The 14,808-nt window shown below is 64.9% G+C and carries 17 protein-coding genes; 14 read left to right on the forward strand and 3 right to left on the reverse strand.

Features of this window, described 5'->3' with window-relative positions:
- Nucleotides 1-7: 7 nt before the first annotated feature.
- Nucleotides 8-178: a hypothetical protein gene (locus JN531_RS02320; protein ID WP_228347245.1), complete on the forward strand. Its 171-nt coding sequence runs from the start codon at nt 8-10 to the stop codon at nt 176-178.
- 452 nt (nt 179-630) lie between these two features.
- Here JN531_RS02320 and JN531_RS02325 read toward each other — a convergent pair whose 3' ends face one another.
- Complete coding sequence (locus JN531_RS02325) at nt 631-1,149, reverse strand: response regulator transcription factor (protein WP_228347246.1); 519 nt, start codon at nt 1,147-1,149, stop codon at nt 631-633.
- A gap of 440 nt (nt 1,150-1,589) precedes the next feature.
- On the opposite strand from JN531_RS02325, the gene JN531_RS02330 reads away from it, so the two are divergent.
- The 13 genes from JN531_RS02330 to JN531_RS02385 are packed head-to-tail and all read left to right on the forward strand — an operon-like array spanning nt 1,590 to nt 12,855.
- Nucleotides 1,590-1,871 (forward strand): hypothetical protein, encoded by a 282-nt coding sequence (locus tag JN531_RS02330; RefSeq protein WP_228347247.1) that lies wholly within the window; start codon nt 1,590-1,592, stop codon nt 1,869-1,871.
- Between the two features lie 55 nt (nt 1,872-1,926).
- Nucleotides 1,927-3,426: a pilus assembly protein TadG-related protein gene (locus JN531_RS02335; protein WP_239795336.1), complete on the forward strand. Its 1,500-nt coding sequence runs from the start codon at nt 1,927-1,929 to the stop codon at nt 3,424-3,426.
- An 18-nt stretch (nt 3,427-3,444) separates the two neighbouring features.
- On the forward strand, nt 3,445-3,978 hold the full coding sequence (locus JN531_RS02340; RefSeq protein WP_239795337.1) for a hypothetical protein: 534 nt from the start codon (nt 3,445-3,447) through the stop codon (nt 3,976-3,978).
- Nucleotides 3,969-4,796 (forward strand): hypothetical protein, encoded by an 828-nt coding sequence (locus JN531_RS02345; RefSeq protein ID WP_228347249.1) that lies wholly within the window; start codon nt 3,969-3,971, stop codon nt 4,794-4,796. Before JN531_RS02340 ends, JN531_RS02345 begins: the two co-directional genes overlap by 10 nt.
- Entirely contained in the window at nt 4,793-5,467 is a 675-nt protein-coding gene (locus JN531_RS02350) for a hypothetical protein (protein ID WP_228347250.1), read from the forward strand. The genes JN531_RS02345 and JN531_RS02350 overlap by 4 nt, the downstream gene beginning before the upstream one ends.
- Nucleotides 5,464-6,360, forward strand: a complete 897-nt coding sequence (gene cpaB, locus JN531_RS02355; RefSeq protein ID WP_228347251.1) for a Flp pilus assembly protein CpaB — start codon at nt 5,464-5,466, stop codon at nt 6,358-6,360. The genes JN531_RS02350 and cpaB overlap by 4 nt, the downstream gene beginning before the upstream one ends.
- Nucleotides 6,357-7,958, forward strand: coding sequence for a type II and III secretion system protein family protein (locus JN531_RS02360; protein WP_228347252.1), 1,602 nt, complete (start codon nt 6,357-6,359; stop codon nt 7,956-7,958). Before cpaB ends, JN531_RS02360 begins: the two co-directional genes overlap by 4 nt.
- Nucleotides 7,955-9,619 (forward strand): TadA family conjugal transfer-associated ATPase, encoded by a 1,665-nt coding sequence (locus JN531_RS02365; RefSeq protein WP_228347253.1) that lies wholly within the window; start codon nt 7,955-7,957, stop codon nt 9,617-9,619. Before JN531_RS02360 ends, JN531_RS02365 begins: the two co-directional genes overlap by 4 nt.
- Nucleotides 9,616-10,467 carry a type II secretion system F family protein gene (locus tag JN531_RS02370; RefSeq protein ID WP_228347254.1) on the forward strand — a complete coding sequence of 284 codons (852 nt, stop codon included), beginning with the start codon at nt 9,616-9,618 and terminating at the stop codon, nt 10,465-10,467. Before JN531_RS02365 ends, JN531_RS02370 begins: the two co-directional genes overlap by 4 nt.
- On the forward strand, nt 10,460-11,338 hold the full coding sequence (locus tag JN531_RS02375; RefSeq protein ID WP_228347255.1) for a type II secretion system F family protein: 879 nt from the start codon (nt 10,460-10,462) through the stop codon (nt 11,336-11,338). Before JN531_RS02370 ends, JN531_RS02375 begins: the two co-directional genes overlap by 8 nt.
- Complete coding sequence (locus tag JN531_RS17400; RefSeq protein WP_366522392.1) at nt 11,331-11,690, forward strand: DUF192 domain-containing protein; 360 nt, start codon at nt 11,331-11,333, stop codon at nt 11,688-11,690. Before JN531_RS02375 ends, JN531_RS17400 begins: the two co-directional genes overlap by 8 nt.
- A complete protein-coding gene (locus tag JN531_RS02380; RefSeq protein ID WP_228347256.1) occupies nt 11,678-12,136 on the forward strand; it encodes a tetratricopeptide repeat protein in 459 nt (152 codons plus the stop codon). The genes JN531_RS17400 and JN531_RS02380 overlap by 13 nt, the downstream gene beginning before the upstream one ends.
- Entirely contained in the window at nt 12,133-12,855 is a 723-nt protein-coding gene (locus JN531_RS02385; RefSeq protein ID WP_228347257.1) for a TadE/TadG family type IV pilus assembly protein, read from the forward strand. The genes JN531_RS02380 and JN531_RS02385 overlap by 4 nt, the downstream gene beginning before the upstream one ends.
- A 27-nt stretch (nt 12,856-12,882) precedes the next feature.
- Here the strand turns inward: JN531_RS02385 and cyoE are convergent, their stop codons facing one another.
- Together cyoE and JN531_RS02395 are read right to left on the reverse strand one after the other, a co-directional pair.
- A complete protein-coding gene (gene cyoE, locus JN531_RS02390; protein WP_228347258.1) occupies nt 12,883-13,773 on the reverse strand; it encodes a heme o synthase in 891 nt (296 codons plus the stop codon).
- On the reverse strand, nt 13,770-14,765 hold the full coding sequence (locus JN531_RS02395) for a COX15/CtaA family protein (protein ID WP_228347259.1): 996 nt from the start codon (nt 14,763-14,765) through the stop codon (nt 13,770-13,772). Before JN531_RS02395 ends, cyoE begins: the two co-directional genes overlap by 4 nt.
- Nucleotides 14,766-14,808: the final 43 nt, after the last annotated feature.

Consider the following 14,808-nt stretch of genomic DNA (forward strand, 5'->3'; position numbering starts at 1 on the left):
GCCCCCCGTGGTCGCTGCCTTCGCCGCCATCGGTCACATCGTTGTCATCGCCATCACCCGAACCGGACCCGTCACCACCCGAGGTATCACCACCCTCGCCCCCACCGCCATCATCGCCAACGCCGCTGTCGTCGCCCTCGCTGCCTTCACCGCTGCCAGTCCCGTCTCCGGTGCCTGAGCCGGGATCGCTGCCGCTGTCACTCCCGCCCTCACTGTCACCGCCAGCGCCGCCAGTGCCGCCCTGGTCTCCAATACCACTGTCGTATCCGGGGTCCCCCTCCCCTGCACCTGTTCCGCCACCGTCACTGCCGCCACCGAGCCCGCCACCTTCGGTCTGAAGGCCGTTCGCCAGCGCGTCTCCGCGCGGCAGGCTTGGCAGCCCGGCAACATAGAGAAAGCCGCTCTGCTCTTGTTGTACGGCGCTGGTCAGGCGCTCGATGGCGGACTGGGGAGGATTCCCGATCGGCACCGCGAGCGCGGTCGCCATGGTGCCGGTGATGAAGGCGTATTGATACAACGCGGCGCCGCGCTGCGCCGGACTGAACGAGCCGCGTGATCGTGATCCTGAACGCTTTCCTGAAATCATGTCGTCCCCTATCGGTCGAGGTCCGTTACATTGGGCGCGGAGGCTCATCCGGCGTGCGGGGTATCGTCATCGCTGTCGGATGCCGAAGGTCGAAGTCGCTCGATGCCAATCTGAAAGCCGAAGCGCGTCAACTCGATACGCGAACTTGCGCCCACTTTCTCGCTGGCGCGACGGATGTAGGTCACCGCTGTGTTGTAGGTCACACCCATTTGCTGCGCGATGGTCCGCAGGGGGGCGCCGCGGCACAGTAACGCCAGCGCCTCACCCTCACGCCGCGAGAGTGTTTCCGCAATCGCATTGGTTCGGATGCGATACGTTTCGAACTGGGTTTGTAGTGCGGCGACGGCCTCGGCACATAACACCATTTCACCGCGGACGGCCGCCTGTAGGCGGCCGCGTGCAGATTCGGCCGGTTCGCACGTGAGTATGAAGCCGTCAGCCCCGGCCCTGAGCGCCAACGAGCATTGTTGCGGGGCGCTACCGACCGCTACCAAGGTAACGCCTTCTTCGCCGGCAACACGATCCCGTAACAGTGAGACTTCGGAATCGGTGATGTTGCTCAAGTTCGCCAGCACCAATTTCGGTGGGGGCGCTGCCTGGAGGAATAGACGCAAAGCGCGGTGATCACGACACCACTGAAGCGTGTATCCACGCGCCAGCTTTTTGACCCAATCCATAAATTGACGTGACGGGCGGTCACCCAAAACTGCGGATACCGGTTTCACTCTGACTCTCCCTGTCATTTTTGTTGCACGGCGGCCACCTGGAACTGCACCCTCGATACCGGTTCATGCACGCCGCCCCCGAACCCACTGCTAGAGGGACTTATCGCCTTGACACGAAGATGTCAATCCCGACGACATCACGCTCAGAACATCAAAACAGACCGTTTGTCACACGTTTTAGGGACATACATCGCACTCAATGGCGTCTAGCATCGGACCCTCATCGATAGACGCCCGACGCAGGCACCACGACGATCTTCATGGAAGGAGGAGCCGACATGCGCACATCCGCACGTATCACCACTTTGGGCCAGGGCATGGTCGAATACATCATCATTGTGGCCCTGATCGCGTTGGCCGCGATTGCGGCATTTTCCTACTTTGGCCAAGCCGTCCGCGGCCAGACTGCGCAGATGGCAGCGCAAGTGGCAGGTGAGGACAACACCGACGGCACCGAGGCTGCGGAACAAGCCGCACAGGACGCGCTGACCGAAGCACAGGCTGATACGGGGCTCGGCAACTACACCAATCGCGACATCGCGGGTGACGAGGGCGGCTGACGGCACCTCGCCAGGATCGAGCAGCCGCATGCCGAGGAAGCAGCGCGGACAGGTCATGCCGATGACACTGCTGTTCATCGGCGCCGTGCTGCTGGCGATGTGGGTGCTGTACGACACCGGGGCGTTGCTGAGCGATCGTATGCGGTTGCAGAACACCGCCGATCATGTCGCCTACAGCACTGCCGGGCTGGTGGCGCGTGATCTCAACTTCATCGCCTATACCAATCGCGCCATGGCGGCCAACCAGGTGGGTATCGCGCAGATGGTGGGGCTCAGCGCCTGGGCCGCCAGCATGGATCAGTTCGCGCGTAACGCCAACACCATCGGCCAGTTCATCCCCGGCATCAATGCCATCACCGGTAGCGTAAGCACGGCGGCCGCGACCAACCGGCAGATCATTGACCAGGCTGCAGCGGTCGTGATTCCAATAAATGATCAAGTCATCGGTCTGCTGTCTGACGTGCAACGGCTTTTCCATCAAAGCATCGTCTTGCAGTTGTCGTCCTTCAGCGCCGACATCGGCCGGCGCAACGACCCAGACGCACGGTCGGTCATGGCCGCAGGCGACTACTCGCTCGCTGAAGCGGCCAGCCTGCTGGCAGAGTGGAACGAGCAGATCGGGCAGCAGAACACGCTGCAGGCGATCGGCAGCGATGATGCCGATGCGCAGTTGGCAAACCGGCGCTTTCGCGAGTTCGAGCAGGTGGTCATCGATTCACGTGACCCCTTTTCCGCCAATCGCAGCTATCAGTGGGATGCGCCCTTCAGTGCCACGTGGGGAGTCGGTCTCGAGATCCGTACCCGCACACCGAAGTTCGGCGGCACCGACTTTATCCGCGACGTTGATCCTGGCGACTCAACCTATCGCTGGGACTGGGCCGCGATGGATACGGTGTCGCAGTACGTGCAGTTCTGCGTCGACGTCGTTGTCGGTGAAGAATGCTGGGATCTTCCGGAGATCCCCCTTGCCTGGGGTGCCGCTCATGCGCTCGATGAGAGCCGGTCCGGTGTCACCCGTTTCGACTACCACTTCAGCCATAGGGCGGGTGATCCGCAACGCTGGGGGGACGGTGCGTGGCGGAACCGGACAGCGGCAAGTGCACTGCTCACCAGCGAAAGCCCCAACCCGATCAGCGGCGACCACGTACACAACCGCGTCGCCAGCATCCGTGGATTGCAGCCGTTTCACGCCCTCCTCGACGACACCCCCCGCAACCGCGGCCCCGCCGTCATCGCGCTCTACATCAAGGATGAAGACCGCATCGCCTCACAACGCCAACTGTTGGCGGCGTCGGGTGGCGAGATCGTGGATGACCTCGACGCTCGGGCAACCGGCGGACTGGCCGGCGGACGTGCAGGCGCTGTGGCCAAGGCCGAGGTCTACTTCATGCGTCCCACCGACCTCGACGGTTGGCGCCGCGCCGACAACCGGGTGGAGTACGGCAACCTGTACAACCCGTTCTGGCAGGTCAGGTTGGTGGATCTTTCGGATACCGAAAAGCTCACTGCCAGCGCCATTGTCTCCGACGGCGCTGTGGCGCGTCCGGAGGGCTGAGGCATGGTCAGGCACAGGATGACATTCCACGAGAGACCGTCACGCCAGCTTGCGTTCGGCCTACTGCTCGGCACCCTGCACACGGCCACGGCCGGACTGCCCGCGCCGGGCTGCCCGGATGCCATGCCGAAGGACCCCAACCCCTATCTCCAACGTCTGGATGCCTTGCTGGAGGGCGCCCCGTCACTCCCCGCCTGCGAGCATGCAATGCTGGTTCGCCGCTTTCGCAACTACAGCAGCTGCCAGAGCTGGGTACTGAGCGGGGCGGCGCTGGGCGTCCAGGGTTACCAGGCATGGCAGGGCGAACTGCAACGCCACGGCAAAGTGCCGCCGTGGGCTGAGAAGGAGGCCGTGAAGGCGGGCTCCATTCACGCGCAACACCGTGATCAACTGCCCGGCCACATCGTCGGCAGCGGCATCGACATGGGCTACGACGGCGCCTCTGAAGCCGAGATTCATCGCACGCTGTTCTGCGATTGTCTCATCGCCACCGGCGACAAAGGCTTCGACACCACAACCGGCACCTTCACGGAGCCACCATCATGCCCCTGAGCGTTCGTCTGCAAGGGCAGGCCCTGACTGAACTGCTGGTGGTGCTGGCTGCATTGATCGTGCCGCTCATGGTGCTCATCCGTTTACTCGGCGGCTTGCTCTACCAGCAGCAGGGGATGGAGCTGGCAGCGCGCTATGCGATTTGGGAACGCAGTGTCTGGTCAGCCGCGAAACCCGCCGGCCCGGGCGCTGCCGATGTAGTGAAAGCCGATGCCGTACTGGCAGCCGAAATCGACCTGCGCCTGTTCAGCCATGACGATGACGAGATCAGCGCAGAAACACCCGACAGCTTCCGCGCCGACCCCTTCCTGCTGGCCTTACCCGGCGGCGACAATCACATGTTGCTTCGCGACCGAGACGAAGGCGATTCGGTCTCCTACACCGCCGTCAGCACTAGCACAGCGACCCCGGCAGGGATGGTCGGCGCAGTGGATTCCGCCATCGAAACCCTGGGCGCCGTCACCCGCTTTGATCTGGCGACCGACGGCATCACGGAAGCCGCCGTTCAGGTGCGACTCGCCCCCATGCAGGCGGTGTTCGAGTTGCCATTCGACGCCCTCGACCATCTGCAACTCGAACGCCGGGCAGCGCTGTTTACCGGCACCTGGTCCGCCGGCGGTACCGCCCACGCGCAGCACCTGATATCCGGCCTGCTGCCGCAGCAGTTTCTTGACAATGGTGCCGTCGACAACGTGCAGCAATTCGTCGCCTATGCGCCAATCGCCGAAGAGCTCGACAGCGACCGCCTGCGGTTCGGGCACGTCACGCTGGAGCCACTGCCACCCGCCCGCGTTGGTCCGCAGGTACCGCAGCCATGAATCCTCACCGCAGCTGCCAGAGCGCGGGGCTCATGTTGGGTCTGTTGATCAGTCTCGTGGCCAACGCCGGGCGGCTGCCACCCTGGCCGGAGCTGTTGCAGTCGCAGGCGATGGGCGATTCACTGCGGCTGAACGGGCACGCCACGCAGCTGTTCGCCCTCCGCTCCGCGGAATCGCCACAGGACGTTGTCACCGCATTGCAGACCCAGTGGGAGGGGCGCCTGCGCACGCGAAACAGCGGACGTTGGCAGGTGCTATCGCATCTGCAGGGGCGCCGGCTATTCACGGTTCAACTGCAGCCCACCGCCGCCGGCGGCACCCGAGGGCTCGCAAGCCTCGCTACACTTGCCGACACACCCGTGACTGAGCCCGCCGCCCTGCCGCGGCTGCCGGGTACCCACCTGCATCAGTGGCTGGATGCCGAAGACGGGGGACGGCGCAGCCGCACCGTGGTGTTCGTCGGCACCGCATCGGCACAACGCCAACTGACCTTCTACCGCGACCACTTCCGCGCACTGGGCTTTCAACCGGTGGGGTCGGGAGCCCTTCGGCTGGGTCCGGACGGCGGCAGTCTCGTGCTCCAGGGGGCCACTGCCCAGGCCAGCGTAGCCGTCCGTCAACGGGGCGACATCACGCTGGTCGCCATTTTGACTGTCGATAATCCCAGATGAATCGCCGGGACTACATCGGCTGGATTTTGCTGTTCGGCGCACTCTCCCTGGGGGCCCTCGCCTACGTCGTCATGCGCGGCTATCTTGCCGACGAGGCCGCACGCCTTAAGGCCGAAGCGGCCCTCGCCCACGGCGAGATGCGCGCGGTGGTGGTCGCGAGCCGCAACCTCATGCCGGGTGAGGTCATCGACGATACCTCGATGGCCATTGGCGAGATTCCCGCCCGTCACCTGTCGCATCGAAGCGTTTCGCCAAAGGCCTACAAGGCGCTTCGCGGCCGCGTACTCAGCCGTCCGATGGTCGGCGGGGAGCCGCTACTGCGTGACTTCATCGCCGGCGCCTTGGTGGAACGTTTTTCAGACCTCCTGGCACCGGGGGACCGCGCCCTGACCCTCGAGGTCTCGGCGCTGGAGAACCACGCTGGCATGCTCGTCCCTGGCGACTATGTGGACCTCTTCGTCGATCGCGATGGCGCAGCGCAACTTCACGAAACCGCCCTGCAGCCCGTACTGGAACGGGTGCGCGTGATCGCTGCAGGGCCGCAGCCGTTGCGGGCATCCGACCAGCGATTCCAACCGCTGCCGGCAGACGCGCGGCGCTACACACTGATCAGCATCGCGGTGTCAGCGGCGGACGCCGAGCGCATTCTCCACGCGCAGTCCGTCGGACGACTGCACTACCTGCTGCGCAACGCCGGCGACAGGGCACTGCCGGCCGGCGAAGCTGGCCGGCCTCACTTCGGTGAGCCGCGCCATCATCCCGGTTATCTCTACTTTTCCAATGCGGTTCCTGGCGGGCAGCGTCACCTCCGGACGTTCGAGCCCCGCCCCCCGAGCCGGCACATGGCCACACAACCCAATCCAGACGCAGTCGCTGCTCCCCAACGTCCATGATCGCAATTCGGACGGCAGCACGGATCATCCGCCTGGCGCTCTACGTACTCGCTGCGCCGGCATTCGCCGACAGCGACATCGACGTCGATACCGTAACGCTCAGCGTGGGCGGACAGGCAACCCTGTATGACCGCGAGATCGACCGCTTCGAAGTGATTCCGCCCGATGTAGTCACGGTCACCCGCCACGACGCGCGGCAATTGCAGCTGCGCGGTGTCAGCCCCGGAGAGGCGCGCATCACCGTCTGGAGCCAAACAGACACCCCAGCACGCCGCTACCGGGTCTCGGTGCAGTCGACGCCCACGTCCGAGAAGGCCGCACCTGCTCCGGAGGTCGCCGTACTGAACACCGACGCCATCCGACGGCCGCTACACCTGTACGTCGGCGCAGTGGAAACCCGCCGCCTCGGTAGTATCGACCGACTGGTAGTAGGCAACGACAGCGTGGCCAAGGCCAGCGTGCTCGACGACGGACAGTTGCTACTGCTAGGGCTGTCGGAAGGCCGCTCGGCATTGGATATCTGGGCGGGCTCGGGACGCCACCACCGCTTCGACGTGCGTGTCTTTTCCCGCGCCCCGGACGATGCGATGGCGTTGGTGCAGGCCGTGCTTGAAGATTATCCGTCAGTCATCGCCACGCCCCACCTCGACCGCATCCTGCTGCGCGGCACGATCGACAGTTCGCGCATTGAGGGGTTTCAGCAGGTGATGCGCGGCATTCCGCAGACCATCAACCTGGTCGAGCCGGAGCTCAACATCGCGGTGGAACACAGCGTGGTGCTGGATGTCACCGTATTGGAAGTCAACCGCAACCATCAGCGCAATCTTGGCATTCGCTGGCAGGACACGGCCGCCGGGCCGGCGGTGGGGATCGTCGGCAATCTCATCCCCAATCGTCGGTTCGGAGTGGTTTCGGAGGTCGGCGACCGCGCCGTACTGCAGGACCTGCTGGGGGCGGTCGGTAGCGGAGGGCAAAAGCTCAGCGGCTATCTCGGCATCACCTCGGTGTTGGGCTCGGAACTGCAACTGTTGGAGGAAGAAGGGCACGCTCGCGTGCTGGCGGCGCCCAGTCTAGCCACCACCAGTGGCGAGACCGCCACCTTCCTCGCTGGCGGCGAGTTACCCGTCGCCATCCTCAACGAGTTCGGACAGCCGGTGGTGGAGTTCCGAGAGTTCGGTATCCAGCTCGAGATACAACCTGTTGCCGACCACCAGCACAACATCCGGTCGCGCATCAGGGCCGAAGTGAGTTCGGTGGATTTCTCGGTACAGGTCAACGGTGTACCGGGACTACTGCGGCGCGAGACCACCTCCACCATCACCGCACGTCCAGGCGAAACCATCATCCTCTCGGGCCTGCTGGATGCCCGTGACACTCGCAATGCCGACAAGCTTCCGGGGCTGGGCAGCCTGCCAATCCTGGGACCGCTATTCCGCTCGAAGGCCTTCAACCAACGGCGGACCGAACTGGTGGTGACGGTAACCCCGCGGTTGCAGCGCGGAAGCGGTCATCCGAACCCGGAACTTCAGGCGGCAGAAGCCCATCTGCGGCAGACACTATCCGGCGGCGAAGCGCTGAACGAGGCCTTGGTCCAATGAACGGGTTTCAGGTACAGGTAACGACAGCGCGTGGCACCCCGGTCAGCGCGGGCTGGCATGTCGACATCCCACTGCATATCGGACGGGACACCACCAATGATGTGGTGCTTCACGGTTGGCGGGTGGCACCGCGACACGCCTCCATCGATGCCGGCGAAGATGGGTTGCATCTGCGAGGCGTCGCTGCGCTGCGCGTCAATGGCAAAGCGGTCCAGCAGTACGGGCCGCTGCGCACCGACGATGTCATCGAGATTCATGACTACCGGATCCGGGTGCACTGTCCGTCCGTGCCCGTTCCTGCGCCGGCTCCGGCCGAGGTCATGCCGGATCGGCTGCCTGACCCTCCGTCACCCCACACGCCGGCGGAAGACGAAGCCGACATCCGCGAGCACCACCTGTGGCGCGTGCGACTACGCCGCACCTTGCACGAGCAGATGGATCTCAGACGTATCGATGTCAGCGCCATGAGCGACGACGCGCTGCGGGCTCTCACCGCCAGATTGATCGGCGAGACCTTGCACCAGGGGCCGCCACTACCGGCCACGCTCGACACGCAAGCGCTGACAGAGCAGGTGGTGGCGGAGGCCGTGGGACTGGGGCCACTGGAACCGCTACTGGCTGAACCGGAAGTCAGCGAGATCATGGTCAACAACGCCGACGAGATTTTCTACGAGCGCAACGGCCGACTGCACCGGTCGACCATCCGTTTCACCGATGATGCGGCGGTGCAGTCGATCATCCAGCGCATCGTCTCGCCACTCGGGCGACGCATCGACGAGGCCTCGCCGATGGTCGACGCCCGGCTCGCGGACGGGTCACGGGTGAACGCAGTGATACCGCCGTTGGCGCTCAGGGGCGCCTGTCTGACCATCCGCAAGTTCATGCAGGAGCGTCTGACTGGTGAGCATCTGCAGGGCTTCGGCTCGATCAGCCGGGCGATGACCACATTTCTCGATGTGGCCGTACGCAATCGTCGCAACGTGCTGATCTCCGGCGGCACCGGCTCAGGGAAGACCACTTTGCTGAACGTGTTATCCAACTTCATTCCGCCTACCGAACGCATCGTCACCATTGAGGACGCCGCCGAACTGCGCCTGTACCAACCCAACCTGGTATCACTGGAAGCACGCCCACCCAATCAGGAGGGCCGCGGCGCGGTCAGCATCCGCGATCTCGTGCGCAACGCCCTTCGGATGCGCCCGGACCGCATCGTGGTGGGCGAGTGCCGCGGTGGCGAAGCTCTCGACATGCTGCAGGCGATGAACACTGGGCACGACGGCTCGCTCACCACGGCGCATGCCAACAGCCCGCGAGACTGCCTGGCGCGGCTGGAGGTGATGGTGATGATGGCCGGCATGGACCTGCCGGTGACCGCCATCCGCGAACAGTTGGCCTCTGCCGTCCACCTGATCGTGCAGCAGACCCGCTTTGCCTGCGGCGCGCGCAAGGTCACCAGCATCGCTGAAGTGGTGGGCATCGAGAACGGCCGCATCCAGCTATCGGAGGTATTCCGTTTTCGTCAAACCGGCTATGACGCCCAGGGACGCGTCCAGGGGTGCTTCGAGGCCACCGGGCTGGTACCGGAATTCTACGAGCAGCTTGGCCGCCGCGGCATCGGTGTGGACTTGCGGCTGTTCGAACCGGCGGAGCCCCCCGCGTGAGCCCCCCGACGCTTCTCGCCTTGCTGGCTGCTGCCGGCACTGCAACGCTGTGTTATCTCGGCGCGCGCACCCTGCGCGAGGGCTGGGCGGACTATCGCAGTACATTTCAGAACCGGGCTGAGCGCAACCTGTCGCAACTGTTCCTGTTTATCGACCCGCAACGGCTGTTCCGTCTGCACGCCACCGCTCTGCTCGGCCTGTTGCTGATGGTCATGACGTTGGGCGGCGGCTGGCTGTTGGCCGTGCTGTTGACCGTGGCCGCCGGCCTGTCGCCGCCGCTGGTGTTTACGCTAATGCGTCGACGCCGCCGCCGGCAGGTGGTGGCACAGCTTCCTGATGCACTCATGGGGGTCGCAACCAGCATGCGCGCCGGGCTGAGCCTCAACCAGGCACTGGAAACCGTGCTGGCCTATGAGCCGGCACCGTTGTCTCAGGAGCTGGCGCTGATGCTGCGGGAACTGCGGGTGGGGCTGGCCTTTGCCGAAGCGGCCGACAACCTCCACCGCCGAATTCCCGAAGTCGAAGTACAACTGGTCACCGCCGCCATGAAGGTCTCCCGCGAAGTCGGCGGCAATCTTGCCGAAACCCTGGAACGGATCGCCGACACGCTCCGCAAGCGCCTGCAGATGGAGGGCAAGATTCGCAGCCTGACTGCGCAGGGAAAGCTGCAGGGGCTGGTGATGACGGCGCTACCGATCTTTCTCGTACTTGCCCTCACCCAACTGGAACCGGAGGCCATGGCCTTCCTGCTTCACAGCCTGCATGGCTGGGCCACCCTTGCGGCCATCGCGGTGATGGAGATCGTTGGCTATCACTTCATTCGCAAGATCGTGAACATTGATGTCTGATCCGCAACTTCCCCTGCTGGCTGCCGGACTCGCCGCCGCCACGGTGGGCCTGATGGCGTTGTCAATGCTGGCCTTTCGGCACAGCCTTCCCAACGTAGACCGCCGATTCATGGACCCCCTGTCCTGGCCGGAGCGCATGGTCTGGCCGCTGGTGCGCTTCCTGGCACACTACTTCGCGCGGGGCCTGTCGGTGGAAACCATTGAGCGCATCCGTCGCCAACTGGTCCACGCCGGCTGGGACTTCCGCATGACGCCTGAACAGTATTTCGCGCTGCGCCTGTTGGCTGCGACACTGGCTGGCACCCTCAGCACCCTGGCGCTGATTGCGGTCGACCGCTTTTCACCTGCGCTGGCGCTGGTAGCCGTGGGGTTCGGCTATGTCGCGCCCGCTCTCAAGCTCGCCGAGGCCCGCAAGCAACGTAGTCGCGCCATCGTGCGTCTGCTGCCGACGTATCTCGATTTCATCACCATGGCGGTGGAGGCGGGTCTGAGTTTGCCCGGCGCGCTTCTGCAGGCCACCCAGAACGGGCCTGACGGGCTCCTCAAACAGGAGATCCAGCGGGTCAACCGTGACATTAAGGCAGGCTCAGGCCGCATCGAGGCGCTGGAGGCCATGGCGGCCCGTCTGGATCTGCGGGAAGTCACCAGCGTCGTCGCGGCGCTGGCGCAGGCCGAGCGCACTGGGGGCAGCGTCGGCAACACCCTGCGCATCCAAGCCGACCAACAGCGTATCGAGCGTTTTCAGCGGGCCGAGAAACTCGCCATGGAGGCCCCGGTCAAGCTGATTTTTCCCCTGGTCGCCTTCATCTTTCCCACCACCTTCCTGGTGCTGGCATTCCCCATCGTGATGAAGCTTCTGCACGATGTATAGCGCCATACAAATCGTCGACGCCGACGGCCGCTTGCTGTTTGCCCGGTGTCATCAACCGAAAAGCTTCTGGGCGCGCGCACGCGGGCTTCTGGGCCGGCGCGCACTTCGAGCTGATGAGGCTTGGTGGTTTACCGACTGCCGCGGTGTCCACAGTGTCGGCTTAAGCCTCCCAATCGATGTCGTGCACCTCGATGCGCACGGGCGCATCGTCGCTCTGTGCACGCCCTTGCATCCGGCACGCATCAGCTGGCAGCCGCGGGGATGCCACGTCGTTGAGATGGCAGCGGGCCGGGCACGCGCGTTGGGGCTTCAGGCAGGGCAACTGCTGGCGAGACGGCCATGCGCACCCTGATCCCGCTGCTGGCTTGCCTCTGTATGGCCTGCGTTCATCAGCCCAGGATCTCGCCGGATGCCGGCATACGCCTGTCGGACCGTCTCGATCAGGCCGACCTGGCACTACGCGAAGCCCGCCTGCTCGACGCCGAGGTGGCATACCGGCAGCTCGCCACCGATCATCCACGACTGCCGGAGGTCTGGTTGCGGCTTGGCAATATCTACGTCCGCCAGGATCAACTCGATGCGGCCGTGCACAGCTATCGGCAGGGTCTACAGCGGCATCCCGGCGACGGGCGGCTCTGGTACAACCTGGCGCTGGCCCAATTGCGGCAATCGATAGATACGCTGGAGACCGCCAGCGCGGTGCTCGCTGTCGATAGCCCGTATCACGTCCGACTGCAGGCCCTGCACCAGCGGCTGCTGCAGCTTGCCGCGCCGGACCACAACGACACCTCACCATGAGGGTGGCACATCAACAGCGCGGTCAGGGCGCGGTGGAATTCATGGTGGTGTTTGTGCTGTTCCTTGCTTTGCTGGGTGGCCTGTTCGAGATGACCCGCGTCATCCGCTGCAAGCTGTTGCTACGCAGTGCCACGTTTGAAGCCGCCCGAGTCGGAGCCATGCATCATGCTCGGCGCGCGCCCATGGAGGCCGAGCTGGCAAACGGCATGACCGCCTTGCAGACCTTCGGTGCCCGCGGCCCCGAGGGTCTGGTCGCCGCTCAAGCGCGCGCCCGAGCATTGGTGTCAGCCCCGGGCATCGGCATCCGCATCCTGCATCCCACTGCAGCGCTACATACAGCCTTGGCGCGATCACAGTGGATCCATCTTGACGGCGACGACACCTATGCGTGGGCGCAGGTCATTCCCAACGATAACCTGCAGTGGCGACCCCGCGATTCGGTGACCATCGCGGACGGAACCGAGGTACATCTCCAGGATGCCAATCTACTCAAGGTCGCCAGCGTCTGGTGTCACCGCCTGGTGGTGCCGGCACTGGATCGGCTGATTCATGCGGTGGTCACGACCCCTGCGTGGGCCAGCGACAGGCAGTCACCATGCACCGCCCTCAGTAGCGGGCCGGACCGACCCGACGGCATCGCCGCCGGCTACTACCTCGCTGTCACCGGGACGGCAATCGTGCGCATGCAGAGCGCAGTGGTTGACGATGACCTTTCGTGAACACTGCCCTCTCTGAGGAGCACTGGCCTACTGCGGATACGGCAGGTAGTGGTCAACCAGCAGCAGGGTGAAGATGCCCATCAGATAGACGATGGAGTAGCCGAAGGTTTTCATCGGCAGCCCGGGGCGCGGTGCGAACTTCAGACGGATGGCGTAGGCGAGGAAGATGCAGCTGAGCACCACGGCGCCGGCCAGATAGAACCAGCCGCTCATGCCGAAGATGAAGGGAAGCACGCTGGAGACGAACAGCAGCACGGTGTAGAGCAGCACCTGGGTTCGGGTGAACTCGATGCCGTGCGTCACCGGCAGCATGGGCACGTCGGCGTCGGCGTATTCCTTGTGGCGTTCGATGGCCAATGCCCAGAAGTGCGGCGGCGTCCAGATGAAGATGATGAGGAACAGGATCAGGGCGTGCGGGTCGACGGTACCGGTCACGGCAGCCCATCCGAGCACCGGCGGCGCAGCACCCGCTGCCCCGCCGATGACGATGTTCTGCGGTGTGGCGCGTTTGAGAAACAGGGTGTAAACGCCGGCGTAGCCGATCAGGGTGAACTGGGTGAGCACGGCGGTCAGGGAGTTGACCCAGAACCAGAGGATGGCGAAACCGGCCAGCCCAAGTACGGTGGCGAAGGCGATGCTTTCGGTCATGCCGAGGGCGCCGGTGACCAGCGGCCGGCCGCAGGTACGGGCCATGCGGGCATCGATTTCGCGGTCGATGATCTGGTTGATGGCGGCGGCGGCAGCGGCCTGCAGGCCGATGCCGAGCGTGCCGAGCAGCAATGCCTGAATCGGTGGCAGGCCGGGCACGGCGAGGAACATGCCGACCACGGCGGTGAACACGATCAGCATCACCACGCGCGGTTTGCAGAGTTCGTAGTACTCGCGAAACCGGCTCGGCCTGGTAGCACTCGTGGTCATGGCGAGCGCCACAATCGGTGGTTGCCGGCGATCACGGTCTGCAGCAGGACCGCGGCCCCCAGGTTGTGGGCGGTGGCGAGCCACAGCGGCAGCTGCAACTTGACCACGCAGATGCCGATCACGACCTGGGTCGCGAGCGCGAGCCCGACCGCCACGGCGTAGGGCCGCAGTGCGACGCGGCGCCACAGCTGCCAGGCAAACAGCAGCAACATCACCGTGGCGACGATGGCGCCGAGGCGATGCACAAAGTGAATGGTGGCGCGGGCGCGGTTGTCGAGAATGCCGAACTCGTAATTGATACCCAGCCCATGCCACAGGGTGAAAGCTTCGCCGACGTCCATCTCCGGCCAGTACTGTCCGTGACAGGTGGGGAAGTCGGGGCAGCCCAGCGCGGCGTAGTTGGTGGAGGTCCAGCCGCCGAGGAAGATCTGCAAGGCCAGCACGATCAATGCGAGTAGGCCGATGCGCCGCAAGCCTGGTGTGACCCGGACACCGCTGGCGACCGCGGGCGGCGACATCACGGCGCGGGTCGACAGCCACAGCCAGAAGAGCATCGACAGGGTGGTGAGCCCGCCCAACAGGTGCGCGGTCACCACCAGCGGTTTGAGCTGCCAGGTGACGGTCCACATGCCGAGCATGCCCTGGAAGATCACCAGCCCGACCAGTGCCCACGGCAACACGGCTGGCAGCCGGCCGTCGCGCACGCGGGTTCGCATCAGCGCCATGATCACAATCAGCAAGCCCAGGGTCGAGGCGAGATAGCGGTGGATCATCTCCTTCCAGGCCTTGGCCGCCTCTACCGGGCGCTCGGGAAACCGGGCTTCGGCCCGGGCCACATCGTCAACGTGCTGGGGGATGGTGACGTGGCCATAGCAGCCGGGCCAGTCCGGGCAGCCGAGCCCGGCGTCGGACAGGCGGACATAGGCACCGAGGACCACCACACACAGGCACAGCACCGTGGCCAGGGTGGTCAGGCGATAGAACCAGCGCATGGGAAACCTCGAGTTCGCGGGGGGCGGATTTTACACCGTGGCA

The organism is Flagellatimonas centrodinii, from assembly GCF_016918765.2.
GTDB classification, from domain to species: Bacteria; Pseudomonadota; Gammaproteobacteria; order Nevskiales; family Nevskiaceae; genus Polycyclovorans; species Polycyclovorans centrodinii.

Bases quoted from the DNA above. Each gene is read 5' to 3' on its own strand.
- JN531_RS02330 (WP_228347247.1), top strand. From the start codon at position 1,590: ATGCGCACATCCGCACGTATCACCACTTTGGGCCAGGGCATGGTCGAA.
- JN531_RS02335 (WP_239795336.1), top strand. From the start codon at position 1,927: ATGCCGATGACACTGCTGTTCATCGGCGCCGTGCTGCTGGCGATGTGG.
- JN531_RS02340 (WP_239795337.1), top strand. From the start codon at position 3,445: ATGACATTCCACGAGAGACCGTCACGCCAGCTTGCGTTCGGCCTACTG.
- JN531_RS02345 (WP_228347249.1), top strand. From the start codon at position 3,969: ATGCCCCTGAGCGTTCGTCTGCAAGGGCAGGCCCTGACTGAACTGCTG.
- JN531_RS02350 (WP_228347250.1), top strand. From the start codon at position 4,793: ATGAATCCTCACCGCAGCTGCCAGAGCGCGGGGCTCATGTTGGGTCTG.
- cpaB (WP_228347251.1), top strand. From the start codon at position 5,464: ATGAATCGCCGGGACTACATCGGCTGGATTTTGCTGTTCGGCGCACTC.
- JN531_RS02360 (WP_228347252.1), top strand. From the start codon at position 6,357: ATGATCGCAATTCGGACGGCAGCACGGATCATCCGCCTGGCGCTCTAC.
- JN531_RS02365 (WP_228347253.1), top strand. From the start codon at position 7,955: ATGAACGGGTTTCAGGTACAGGTAACGACAGCGCGTGGCACCCCGGTC.
- JN531_RS02375 (WP_228347255.1), top strand. From the start codon at position 10,460: ATGTCTGATCCGCAACTTCCCCTGCTGGCTGCCGGACTCGCCGCCGCC.
- JN531_RS17400 (WP_366522392.1), top strand. From the start codon at position 11,331: ATGTATAGCGCCATACAAATCGTCGACGCCGACGGCCGCTTGCTGTTT.
- JN531_RS02380 (WP_228347256.1), top strand. From the start codon at position 11,678: ATGCGCACCCTGATCCCGCTGCTGGCTTGCCTCTGTATGGCCTGCGTT.
- JN531_RS02385 (WP_228347257.1), top strand. From the start codon at position 12,133: ATGAGGGTGGCACATCAACAGCGCGGTCAGGGCGCGGTGGAATTCATG.
- cyoE (WP_228347258.1), bottom strand. From the start codon at position 13,773: ATGACCACGAGTGCTACCAGGCCGAGCCGGTTTCGCGAGTACTACGAA.
- JN531_RS02395 (WP_228347259.1), bottom strand. From the start codon at position 14,765: ATGCGCTGGTTCTATCGCCTGACCACCCTGGCCACGGTGCTGTGCCTG.